Source organism: Pseudoalteromonas sp. T1lg75, assembly GCF_002964705.1.
GTDB lineage: Bacteria > Pseudomonadota > Gammaproteobacteria > Enterobacterales > Alteromonadaceae > Pseudoalteromonas.
Genome location: NZ_PQCD01000062.1, coordinates 218,082 through 229,305 on the forward strand (window position 1 = coordinate 218,082; position 11,224 = coordinate 229,305).

General features: G+C 50.3%; 12 protein-coding genes. 9 read left to right on the forward strand and 3 right to left on the reverse strand.

Annotated elements, in window-relative coordinates:
* Window positions 1-6: 6 nt before the first annotated feature.
* Window positions 7-1,059: a type IV pilus twitching motility protein PilT gene (locus C2M36_RS16075; protein ID WP_105255763.1), complete on the reverse strand. Its 1,053-nt coding sequence runs from the start codon at window positions 1,057-1,059 to the stop codon at window positions 7-9.
* Window positions 1,060-1,090: 31 nt separating this feature from the next.
* Here C2M36_RS16075 and C2M36_RS16080 point away from each other — a divergent pair, with 31 nt between their 5' ends.
* From C2M36_RS16080 to C2M36_RS16115, 8 genes are all read left to right on the forward strand, one after another.
* Entirely contained in the window at window positions 1,091-1,780 is a 690-nt protein-coding gene (locus C2M36_RS16080; RefSeq protein WP_105255764.1) for a YggS family pyridoxal phosphate-dependent enzyme, read from the forward strand.
* Between the two features lie 44 nt (window positions 1,781-1,824).
* Entirely contained in the window at window positions 1,825-2,646 is an 822-nt protein-coding gene (gene proC / locus C2M36_RS16085) for a pyrroline-5-carboxylate reductase (RefSeq protein ID WP_105255765.1), read from the forward strand.
* Window positions 2,647-2,668: 22 nt separating this feature from the next.
* Window positions 2,669-3,202: a YggT family protein gene (locus tag C2M36_RS16090; RefSeq protein ID WP_105255766.1), complete on the forward strand. Its 534-nt coding sequence runs from the start codon at window positions 2,669-2,671 to the stop codon at window positions 3,200-3,202.
* An 86-nt stretch (window positions 3,203-3,288) separates the two neighbouring features.
* Window positions 3,289-3,726, forward strand: a complete 438-nt coding sequence (locus tag C2M36_RS16095; protein WP_105255767.1) for a DUF4426 domain-containing protein — start codon at window positions 3,289-3,291, stop codon at window positions 3,724-3,726.
* 10 nt (window positions 3,727-3,736) lie between these two features.
* Window positions 3,737-4,321 (forward strand): XTP/dITP diphosphatase, encoded by a 585-nt coding sequence (locus C2M36_RS16100; RefSeq protein WP_105255768.1) that lies wholly within the window; start codon window positions 3,737-3,739, stop codon window positions 4,319-4,321.
* Window positions 4,322-4,324: 3 nt separating this feature from the next.
* Window positions 4,325-5,461, forward strand: coding sequence for a radical SAM family heme chaperone HemW (gene hemW / locus C2M36_RS16105; RefSeq protein WP_105255769.1), 1,137 nt, complete (start codon window positions 4,325-4,327; stop codon window positions 5,459-5,461).
* Between the two features lie 289 nt (window positions 5,462-5,750).
* Window positions 5,751-6,275 carry a DsrE family protein gene (locus C2M36_RS16110; RefSeq protein ID WP_105255770.1) on the forward strand — a complete coding sequence of 175 codons (525 nt, stop codon included), beginning with the start codon at window positions 5,751-5,753 and terminating at the stop codon, window positions 6,273-6,275.
* A 99-nt stretch (window positions 6,276-6,374) separates the two neighbouring features.
* The gene (locus C2M36_RS16115) at window positions 6,375-8,216 is read left to right on the forward strand and encodes a DUF885 domain-containing protein (protein ID WP_105255771.1); all 1,842 of its coding nucleotides are present in this window, start codon (window positions 6,375-6,377) and stop codon (window positions 8,214-8,216) included.
* A 51-nt stretch (window positions 8,217-8,267) separates the two neighbouring features.
* Here the strand turns inward: C2M36_RS16115 and C2M36_RS16120 are convergent, their stop codons facing one another.
* On the reverse strand, window positions 8,268-9,323 hold the full coding sequence (locus C2M36_RS16120) for a PepSY-associated TM helix domain-containing protein (RefSeq protein WP_105255772.1): 1,056 nt from the start codon (window positions 9,321-9,323) through the stop codon (window positions 8,268-8,270).
* 557 nt (window positions 9,324-9,880) lie between these two features.
* Here C2M36_RS16120 and C2M36_RS16125 point away from each other — a divergent pair.
* Complete coding sequence (locus tag C2M36_RS16125) at window positions 9,881-10,351, forward strand: hypothetical protein (RefSeq protein WP_105255773.1); 471 nt, start codon at window positions 9,881-9,883, stop codon at window positions 10,349-10,351.
* Window positions 10,352-10,540: 189 nt separating this feature from the next.
* On the opposite strand, the gene C2M36_RS16130 is transcribed toward C2M36_RS16125, so the two are convergent.
* On the reverse strand, window positions 10,541-11,206 hold the full coding sequence (locus C2M36_RS16130) for an SIMPL domain-containing protein (protein ID WP_234399193.1): 666 nt from the start codon (window positions 11,204-11,206) through the stop codon (window positions 10,541-10,543).
* Window positions 11,207-11,224: the final 18 nt, after the last annotated feature.

Consider the following 11,224-nt stretch of genomic DNA (forward strand, 5'->3'; position numbering starts at 1 on the left):
TCTATCCTACATTTGGCCCGATAAACCGAACTGGGTTTTATCATGGGCTTTAGCTTTAGCTGCTTGGGTACTGATAAGGCCACGGTTCAGTAAGTTATGTAAGCACTGATCCATGGTTTGCATGCCGTGGGCGGCACCGGTTTGGATGGATGAATACATCTGCGCAATCTTATCCTCACGGATAAGGTTACGAATCGCTGGAATACCTATCATAATCTCGTGGGCGGCAATCCGGCCTCCGGAGACTTTTTTCAGTAGCGTTTGCGAAATTACGGCACGCAGTGATTCCGACAGCATCGAACGCACCATGTCTTTTTCTTCACCGGGGAATACGTCGATAATACGGTCTATGGTTTTCGGTGCCGAGGTGGTGTGCAGGGTACCAAATACCAGGTGACCGGTTTCCGCCGCGGTCATCGCCAAGCGAATGGTTTCCAAGTCCCGCAGCTCGCCCACCAGAATAACGTCGGGGTCTTCACGCAAGGCACTGCGCAGTGCGGCGTTGAAGCTGTGAGTATCACGGTGCACTTCCCGTTGGTTAATCAAACACTGCTTATTTTGATGCACAAATTCGATCGGGTCTTCAATGGTCAGAATGTGATCGTGTCGATTGTTATTGATGTAATCGATCATCGCCGCCAATGTGGTTGATTTACCCGAACCGGTCGGCCCGGTTACCAGTACCAAACCACGGGGGTTATCCGAGATGGTTTTAAAGATGTCCGGCGCCCCTAAATCGTCTAACGTCAGTACTTCATTAGGGATGGTACGAAACACCGCGGCAGGACCACGGTTGGTATTAAAGGCATTAACACGAAAACGCGCAAGGTTAGGCACTTCGAATGAAAAATCCACTTCCAGATTTTCTTCGTATTCTTTGCGCTGTTTATCGTTCATAATATCGTAGACGAGACCACTCACCTCTTTGGCTTCGAGCACGGGAATATTGATGCGGCGCACGTCACCATCGACACGGATCATCGGTGACACACCGGCAGAAAGGTGTAAATCCGAGGCCTTGTGTTGCACACTAAAGGCCAGTAATTCGGTAATATCCATAAATAGGACTCCACAACCAACTGATAACTTTATGGTTACAATAGCAGAACGACTCGATGCCGCCTATGACAGAATAGCTCAAGCGGCAAAAAAAAGCGGCCGCGATTATAATGACGTCACTTTAATTGCCGTTTCTAAGAAAAAACCCTTAGAAGATATTCTAGCGGCTTTTGCGCATGGTCACAGAGAATTTGCAGAATCTTATGTACAAGAAGGGGTTGAGAAGGTTCGTCAACTTAGTGAACATAAGAATATAGTATGGCACTTTATCGGCCCGATTCAGAGCAACAAAAGTAAGGCCATCGCCGAACACTTCAGCTGGGTGCAAAGTATCGACCGCGAGAAAATTGCTCGCCGCCTTGATGAGCAACGTCCCAGCAACATGAAACCGCTCCAAGTGTTAATACAAGTTAACATCGACGATGACCCCAACAAATCCGGTTGCCGTCTTGAGGACGTGCCGGCGCTGGCCGCCTTTATCGATAGCAGCAACCAGCTAAATTTGCGTGGTTTGATGGCAATTCCCGCAAAATCAGAAAGCTATGAGGCACAATTACAATCTTTTAAGCAATTAAGCGCTTGCTTTGATAGACTAAAGGACCAATATCCACAGCTCGACACCCTGTCCATGGGCATGAGTGGCGACATGGATGCGGCAATCGCCGCCGGCTCCACCATGGTGCGCATTGGCACCGCCATTTTTGGCGAGCGTGACCAATAACACCGAGGCGCCGAACATCGAATAACACAAGATTTGAGGTCTATATGTCACAGCAAACCATCGCGTTTATCGGTACTGGAAATATGAGTTACGCCATCATTGGCGGCATGGTGAAAAATGGCTTTGCCAAAGAGCAAATCATTGCCACCAATCGTAATCAGGAAAAACTCGCGAAGGTGGCCGCAGACTTTGGTGTACGCACCACCGCCGATAATATTGAGGCCCTGCAACAAGCCGACATCATTGTTTTGTCGGTGAAACCCCAGATGATGGCTGAGTTGGCACAAAGCTTTATTGCCGCCGGGGTCGACTTCAGCGACAAGGTCTTTATTTCCGTTGCCGCCGGTATCACAGTGAAACGTCTGCAGGAAATGCTGAGCCACCCGGTAAAAATGGTGCGCTGCATGCCAAACACGCCTTCGCTGCTTGGTCGTGGCGTCAGCGGCCTGTATGCCGAGGGCACCAGCGAGGATGAAAACCAGTTTATTGAATCCGTGTTTAACAGCACAGGTCTGGTAGTGTGGGTCGATAAAGAAGAGCAAATCAACGACATCATCGCCGTCACCGGCTCATCACCGGCCTATTTCTTCTTATTTATGGAAGCCATTGAACAAAAAGCGATTGAGCTGGGCTTTAGTGCCGAGCAAGCCCGCGCCCTGGTACAGCAAACCGCTCTGGGTGCGGCGGAGATGGCCCTGGCCAAAACAGATATCAGCATCGCCCAGTTACGCGCCAATGTAACGTCCAAAGGCGGCACCACCCATGCTGCGGTGGAGCACCTTAAGGCGCATGGCTTAGTTGAAAACGTCTCCGGTGCCATGGATGCATGCATTGCCCGCGCCCAGGAGATGGAGCAAGAAATTTAATTTTTTTATTGAGGCTGAACGCATGAACTCAGTGCATTTTTTAGTTGGCATCCTGTTTGATTTATTCCTTATGGTGGTGCTGTTGCGCTTTTGGCTGCAGGCGGCACGAGCGGACTTTTACAACCCGCTCAGCCAGTTTGTGGTGAAAGCCACCAGCTTTGCCGTTAATCCTCTGCGCAAGGTGATCCCCGGTTTTGCCGGTTTAGACATTGCCTCCCTGGTATTGGCATTTATTGTCGCCTTTGCCAAGGTTACCACCCTGCTGCTGATGTTTGGCGAGGGCTGGAACACCACCTTAGTGCTGATGGGCGGTGTGTTCACCCTAATCCGCGAGGCCTTGCAGCTACTGTTCTGGGTCTTGATCATTCGCGCCATTCTAAGCTGGGTGAGCCAGGGCTATAATCCTATCGAAGCCATCTTCCATCAGTTGACCGAGCCCATGCTACGGCCGATAAGAAAGGTGATCCCTCCCATTGGCGGTTTAGACCTGTCGATCCTCGTGCTGATCATCGCGTTACAATTTTTGCAGTTCTTATTAATGGATTTAACCCGTTAATAGCCTCGGGCGAGCACTAGTTCGCCCGATTTCTGATACACTTAGTTAGTAGACCCTACAGTACTCACAACACAGGAGTGGCAGCTATGAAAGCCCTGCTATACAGCCTAATTTTAAGCCTTCTGTGCATGGCTCCAAGCTATGCGGCGCAAAACGATGTTCAAGGCGGTCAGTTTAAAAACCTTGGCCATTGGCAAGTTCACTATATTGCCTTTCCCTCAACCACCATTTCCCCTCAGGTAGCCCGCAGCTATAACCTGGAGCGCGCCGGTGACAGAGCCCTAATTAACATTTCCGTGCTCAAGAACGACAAGGCGCAAACCGTGGCTATTTCAGGGGTGGCGAAAAACCTTCTAGGGCAAAGCGAGGAACTGGAGTTCCAGGAAATCAAAGAAGGCGACAGCGTTTACTATATCGCCCAGATGCGCTTTGAAGACGAAGAAACCTATCGCTTTGAAATTACCCTGACTCAGGGGACGACCGTGGAAGTACTGCGCTTTCACCAAAAGCTATATAAAGATTAAGAGAGAACAGATGACAACTTGGGTGCTTGCCACCGGCAACAAGGGTAAGGTTGCCGAGCTCAGCGCGCTATTAAGCGACTTACATATCACCATAAAGCCACAAAGCGACTTTGACGTTAGTGATGTAGCCGAGACAGGCACCACCTTTGTGGAAAACGCCATTATCAAAGCCCGTCACGCCAGTGCGCAAACGGGCTTGCCGGCCATTGCCGACGACTCGGGCTTAATTGTTGATGCCCTCGATGGCGCCCCGGGCGTCTACAGTGCCCGCTATGGTGGCCCAGGTGCCAGCGACGGTGATAATATCGATAAACTGTTGCTGGATATGCAGGGGCAAACAAAGCGCAGTGCGCGCTTTTGCTGCGTGCTGGTGTTAATGCGCCATAAAGACGACCCATTGCCGCTTATCTGCCAGGCTACCTGGGAAGGCGAGATCACCGAGCAACGCAGTGGTTATGAGGGCTTTGGCTATGATCCCGTGTTTAAGGTCAAGGGTCTGGATAAAACCAGTGCCGAGCTGACCAAGGCCGAGAAAAACGCCATTAGCCACCGCGGCCAGGCATTACAACTGCTACTTGCTCAATTGCAGGGTTAACGCGTGACCCTGCCTCCATTAAGTCTATACATTCATATTCCCTGGTGCGTACAAAAATGCCCTTACTGCGACTTTAATAGTCACGGTCAAAAAGGACAGCAGATCCCCGAACAGGAATATGTGCAGCACCTGCTTGCCGACTTGCGCACCGATGCCCCGCTTGCGGCCGGACGCCCTATTCACAGTATTTTTATCGGTGGCGGCACGCCGAGCCTGTTATCGGGTGAAGCGCTGCAAACCCTGCTCGACGGCGTGCGTAAACTTACGCCGCTGGCCGACAATGCAGAAATTACCCTGGAAGCCAACCCGGGCACGGTGGAATCCGGGCGCTTTGCCGACTATGTAAAAGCCGGTGTGAACCGTATTTCCATCGGCGTGCAATCCATGCAGCAGGACAAGCTCAAAGCCCTGGGGCGCATCCACAGTGCCGATGAAGCCAAGCGTGCGGCCGAGCAAGCACACCAAGTCGGGCTGCGCAGCTTCAATCTGGACTTAATGCATGGCCTGCCAGGGCAAAGCATTGACGATGCCCTTGGGGATCTACGCCAGGTCATCGCCTTAAACCCGCCGCATATCTCCTGGTACCAGTTGACCATCGAGCCCAACACCCAGTTCTATTCTAAGCCGCCGACCCTGCCCGAAGACGACACCCTGTGGCAGATCCAGGAGTTGGGCCAGGAACTGTTGCGCGAGGCGGGTTATCAGCAGTATGAAATATCTGGTTACGCAAAACCCGGCCATCAATGCCAACACAACTTGAATTATTGGCGGTTTGGCGATTATATAGGCATAGGCTGTGGCGCCCATGGCAAAATAACCAAACCCGATGGCGACATAGTACGCACCGAGAAGGTGAAGCACCCGCGCGGTTATATGGATCTTACCAAACCCTATTTATACAGGCAGTGGTCCGTAACCGACGACGAGCGACCCTTTGAGTTTATGATGAACCGTTTGCGCTTAGCCGAGCCCTGCCCCCTTGATGAGTTTCAACGATACACTGGCTTAGACCTAAGCCAGATTGAAGCTCAGTTACAAGCGGCGCAACAGCAAGGCTTGCTCAGCCGTGACAACACCCATATTCGGGTGACCGAGCGCGGCCATAGGTATCTCAATGAATTGCTGGAAATGTTCGTTTAATAGGGTCTGTTTATCTTTGCGGTTTACTTTATGTTCAATCTAAACGCCTCCTGATCACGACGCTCGTTATGATGCATAGTCATTCTATGTACATAGCGAGCAACACAGAGCAGGAGGCGTTTAGATGAACCCGCAGGGCAGCGCTTGTAGCGCATTTCTACTGTGTTGTTACATGTTTATGTAGAATAACTACACCACACATGTGCCGCCTTGTATAAATCCGCTACAAACGACTGCAGAAACAAACAACAAAGGTCAACAGACCCTAACAATAACTAGGATAAGAATAATGAAATTGACAGGTTTGCTATTAGCAATTTTTTTACTGAGCCCCTGGGCTTACGGCGAAGAAGCAAACCCTGTCATTAAAGACTTTGGTTACTTTTACCAAGTGCCAAAGCATGCCGCCATCACCCCGGATACCCGCTTTAAAATTGCCTTCGATGTGGCCCCTGCGGCCAAAGCCGGTGAGCAGAACAACCACATTAACTCCCTGGCACGCTTTATCAATATGCATGTTGCGCATGGGGTTAAACCAGAAAATATTGAATTAGCTCTGGTTGTTCATGGTGGCGCCTCGGTCGATGTATTAAGCAATAAATACTACCAAGAACGTTTTGGGGTCGATAACAAAAACCAGGCCTTGCTCAGACAGTTACTGGATAACAACACCCAAGTCTATGTATGCGGTCAGTCGGCAACCCATTACCAGATCAGCGCCGAGCAGTTGATCCCCGGCGTACAAATGGCGCTTTCCGCCATGACCGCCCATGCGCAACTGCAGCAACAAGGCTACACAGTAAATCCATTTTAAGGCTGCCTCCCAGGCGGCCATACTACAACAAGATTATTTTAACTTTCGCGGGGCATCAGCCCTCGCACAACAACAAGTGAAAGGATAGGTAAAATAACTATGCGCAAGCTAACACTTATCGCCGCAGCCATCAGCGCCACACTGCTGGCCGGTTGTCAAAATACACAAAGCACCAGCACACCGGCCGCAACGCCGGCGCCGGTACAAGAAGTTGCTCAAAGCGAAGTCGAAAAAGCCAACGCTTTTTTTGAAGAAGTCTTTAATCGCAACATCATGCGTAGCCCTACATTCCAAACTTATATGGGTATTAAAAAAGACTATGATAAGTGGGATGACCAAAGCGAAGAGCGCGCCCTAGAAGACCTGGCATTGGCCAAGGCAGATCTGGAGATGCTGAAAACCATCGATCGCAACAAGCTTGATGCCACCACTGGGGTGAGCTATGACCTGATGCAGCAAAACCTTGAAGAAAGCATTAATGATTTCCAATGGCGCTACCACACCTACCCGGTGAACCAGATGTATGGTACTCACTCCATGGTAGCGGCGTTTTTAATTAACCAGCACAGCATTGCCAATGTGGAAGAAGCCCAGGCGTACATCGCCCGTTTAAACGGCGTGCCTAAGCTGTTTGCCCAGTTGGAAGAAAACCTGGAAATCCGAGCCAGCAAGGGCATCATTGCACCTAAGTTCGTGTTCCCTCATGTGATTGAAGCAAGCCAAAACATCATTACCGGAGCCCCTTTCGGTGGCGATCAGGATTCAACCCTGCTGGCCGACTTTAAACGCAAAATCGATAAACTGGAGATAAGCGCAGAGCAAAAACAAGCCCTTATCGCCGAGGCCACCGAAGCCCTTAAGGTGTCGGTTAAGCCGGCTTACGCCAGCCTTATCGGTTACCTGCAGCAGCTTGAAAAGCGTGCCGATGAGCGCGACGGCGCCTGGAAGTTCCCGGACGGTAAAACCTTCTATAACACCATGCTTGAGCGCACCACCACCACCGACCTAACGGCAGAGCAAATTCATGCTATCGGTCTTGCCGAGGTGCAGCGCATCCATGATGAAATGCGTGCGATCAAGGAAAAGGTGGGTTTCGAGGGCGATCTCAAAGCCTTTATGGAGTTTATGAAAACCGACAAACAGTTCTACTACCCGGATACCCAAGAAGGCCGCGATGCCTACTTGGCCGAAGCGGTACGCGTAATCGATGATATGAAGAGTCGTTTAGACGAGCTGTTTATCGTTAAGCCTAAGGCAGATTTAACCGTGAAGGCGGTAGAAGCTTTCCGTGAAAAGTCTGCGGGTAAAGCCTTCTATCAGCAGCCTGCGCCAGATGGCTCACGCCCGGGTGTTTACTATGCCAACCTGTACGATATGGAAGCCATGCCGACCTATCAATTGGAAGCCCTGGCGTATCACGAAGGGATCCCAGGTCACCATATGCAAATCGCCATTGCCCAAGAGCTTGAAGGCGTGCCTAGCTTCCGTAAGTTTGGCCGCTTCACCGCCTATACAGAGGGCTGGGGACTCTACTCTGAGCTACTGCCAAAAGAAATGGGCCTATACCAAGACCCTTATTCCGACTTTGGTCGCCTGGCCATGGAATTATGGCGCGCCTGTCGCCTGGTTGTTGATACCGGTATCCACGCCAAACGTTGGACACGTCAGCAAGGCATCGATTTCTACGTGAACAACACACCGAATGCCACCTCGGATGCGGTGAAAATGGTTGAGCGTCATATCGTAATGCCATCGCAAGCCACCGCCTACAAGGTCGGCATGCTGAAGATAGTTGAGCTACGTGAGCAAGCGAAAAGGGCTCTGGGTGACAAGTTCGATATTCGTCAGTTCCACGACGTGGTATTGAAAAACGGCCCGGTACCGTTAAACCTGCTTGAAGAAATGGTGGCCGAATGGGTTGCTAAGAAGCAAGCCGCCTAATCTTACTATTGAGATTAGAATGAAAAAACGCCGGTCAGTGACCGGCGTTTTTTATTTTCGTCCCCGCCACATCACCAGCCCGGAAACCACAAAGAATACCGGTAATAGGCTCAGCAACAACCAGAGCACCTGCACTAGGGGCCCGGCAAAATCACCGATATGAAACTTGTATTTAAAATTCCATACCTGAGTCGGCAGATTGGCGGCTGCGCCATCGAAACTATTAATCACTTGCGCGCTGTAAGGATTCATCCAGACCCAGGAATAGGCATGGCTTTCACCAGGCTGTTTGAGGCGCAGCGCCAAAGGCTTTTCCGGGCTTTTAGGGAAATAAATGCGAAACAAGGCAGCTTCCGGAAACACGGCCAGGCCCTTTTTAAATGCCTCTTGGAAGTGCGTTTGCGCCATGGGGGTAATGTCGTCAACCTGAGGGCGGGGTTCAACCTGCCCCGGCAGCACGGCGTTGACCACAGCCTGTGTCGGCGCCTTCCAGTTAAAGGCAATGCCGGAAAAGGCGATAAGTAGCAAGGGCAAGCAGGTATACACGCCGAGCACATGGTGCACCTGGCGGTTGATCACCCGGGCCTTGGCGCGTCGGTTTATCTTCAGACGTTTTAAGCGTTGCTTGGGCTTGGCCCAGAGATAAAAACCGACCAAGAGCACCAGCATAAAGCCCAGCGCCATGGTTGACACCCAGTTGCGCAGCGGCATTTTGCCCTCACCGTCGCGCCATAATAACCAGCGATGCAGACCCATGGTAAAGCCGTACAAGGTGTCGTAATAATCGTAGCTATGCAGTACCTCTCCCGTGCTTGGCTCCAGGCTCGCATAACTGCCATCGGCCAGCCTTGCCTGCCAGGCCCAGCGGCTATCTTCTTCTATACTGATAAACTCTATCTTTTGCCCGCTCTGCTCCTGTACTTTTTGATACAGGGTATCCAGATCCAAGGGCGCCTCTGATGTGGCGCGCTGCCACAGCTCAGGATTCACCGCCAGTTGGATATCCTTGGCATAGATCAAAAGCGCCCCGGTGAGTGACATCAGCACTAAAAAAACGCTGATCACCAGCGCCAGGGTCAAATGAATTTTTCGTGCTACGCGTTTCAAACTGCAATTCCATTGGCTAACAACCGGGGTAGTTTAAATGATAATTAGTATCATTTAAACTTTTTGAGATGATTCTATCAATTAGTGCGTTAATTTAGCCTGGCGAATTAACCATAAGAGCTGTAATTATGGTGGCGACGGCACCTAAGAGCCCCTAAACGCTCCGACATTGCATCAATTCCCTAATGGACTTCGGGAAATGAATCGAACCAGCATGAATAGGATAGCCCTAGGCCTGCTTTCATCAGCTTGGTGCGAGCTATCACTCCTCTCGTATGTCGTTTCGGATGCAATGTAAGGGGGATAACACCAAACCACTGCAAGCCAAAAAGGAGCATCTTTTTATATTGAAAATAGGATGGAGGTTTGCGAATTTCAGGATTTCTTAAAGAGAACCCCGTGCGCCATTTTGCCCTGGGAATTAAGGCAAACCGCTCTAAGCACAGAACTAGTAAGCGATACCGCTTATATGGTACAAGGTAAGTTAAAAAAATGAGACAGGTTTAGATAAAATTCTGCCTCTCAATAATAACTTTTTATATTTTAAGGAAGAAATAATGAAAAAAATTTGCACCTTGAGTTTAGCTTTAACCCTAGCCGGCTGCGCATCTACCGATTACTCTGAATTTGATATGAGCACCGCCGCTCTCTCTAATATTGTGGTCAAAGAAAAAGCCGAGTTAGAGCAAAGAAAACACGAGATTCAAGTTTCTTTTGACTATGTAATCAATGGGTTTCATGCAGATGAAAACTTATATCATTGCTCGGTACAATTTTTGAATACAGATGGCACATCGATGACCAGCATTAAGGGCAGAAAACTACCATGTCGCATAGACGCTTCCGAAGGAAACATATCAATTAACTGGCCATCGCCACTCGATAAAAGCCGGAATTCACCTAAAGAGGTTTTATCTACAATTAAATACCCTGTTGAATATTTTGTTGCCATCCACCAAAAAACTGGAGTTAAAACCAACAACATAATTGGGAAATCCGACGTAATTTTGAGCAAAATTAAAATATAAGTTTTAAAAGAGGGAGTCGAACCACTCCCTCTTTGGTTGCCGTCCCCGGCCTTTCGCTGGCTCAAGGCGTTCGCTTGCTAAAAATAGTTCATCGGACTATTTTCTTAACGCGCTCACCCAACGCGACATGAACTAACCTCTGTGCAAGAAATTCATCCCTGAAGGTGCCTTCTTGTCAGCGTCCTGACATCAGTCCACCAAATAATACTCAACGGTACTGACCACCCTCACCTTCTTCAGGTGCGGCGAGCTTGAATCCCTATTGCTAATACTAAACTGCCCTTGGCGCGCCGATTTAATCTTACCGAGTGTCGAGTCCGAGTCGCGGGCAAATTTAAGCGCCACTTCGCGGGCGTTGCGGGTCGCCTGCTCTATCATCTGCGGCTTGATATCGTTTAAACCGGTAAACAGGTATTCGATACGGTTAGTGTAACGGTCACCGCCGATGGCAATGCCCTGCTTGGCCAACTCACCGATCTGGCTGCTGGCATGGCGCACCTGATTAGGGCTTTGGCTGTACACCGACATATTGGCGCTAACCAGATAGCGCAGGCCGACCTGCTCCGAGCCATACTGCTGCGCCTTTTTATCGACCACGGTCACCTGGCCGAAGGAGATCTCCTCGTCACTAAAGCCATGCAGCTTTAAAAATGCCACCACCGCATCTTGTTTTTGTTGCACCGCGGCGGTGACCTCTTCGAGCTGCTCACCGGCCTCGGTAAAAACGATGGGCCAAATGGCGGTGTCCGCCTGTACCTGCTGCTCCGCTAATCCCTTCACCACCACGGTGCGATCCATGGCCTTAAACTCGACGATGGCATTGCTGAGTAAGATACCTATGGAGGCCAGCCCCAAGGCCAGGAGAAAAGCGGG

What these genes read in the sequence shown, in the direction of transcription:
- C2M36_RS16110 (WP_105255770.1), top strand. Translation starts at nt 5,751, where the DNA reads ATGAAATTGACAGGTTTGCTATTAGCAATTTTTTTACTGAGCCCCTGG.
- C2M36_RS16080 (WP_105255764.1), top strand. Translation starts at nt 1,091, where the DNA reads ATGGTTACAATAGCAGAACGACTCGATGCCGCCTATGACAGAATAGCT.
- proC (WP_105255765.1), top strand. Translation starts at nt 1,825, where the DNA reads ATGTCACAGCAAACCATCGCGTTTATCGGTACTGGAAATATGAGTTAC.
- C2M36_RS16075 (WP_105255763.1), bottom strand. Translation starts at nt 1,059, where the DNA reads ATGGATATTACCGAATTACTGGCCTTTAGTGTGCAACACAAGGCCTCG.
- C2M36_RS16115 (WP_105255771.1), top strand. Translation starts at nt 6,375, where the DNA reads ATGCGCAAGCTAACACTTATCGCCGCAGCCATCAGCGCCACACTGCTG.
- C2M36_RS16100 (WP_105255768.1), top strand. Translation starts at nt 3,737, where the DNA reads ATGACAACTTGGGTGCTTGCCACCGGCAACAAGGGTAAGGTTGCCGAG.
- C2M36_RS16095 (WP_105255767.1), top strand. Translation starts at nt 3,289, where the DNA reads ATGAAAGCCCTGCTATACAGCCTAATTTTAAGCCTTCTGTGCATGGCT.
- C2M36_RS16090 (WP_105255766.1), top strand. Translation starts at nt 2,669, where the DNA reads ATGAACTCAGTGCATTTTTTAGTTGGCATCCTGTTTGATTTATTCCTT.
- C2M36_RS16125 (WP_105255773.1), top strand. Translation starts at nt 9,881, where the DNA reads ATGAAAAAAATTTGCACCTTGAGTTTAGCTTTAACCCTAGCCGGCTGC.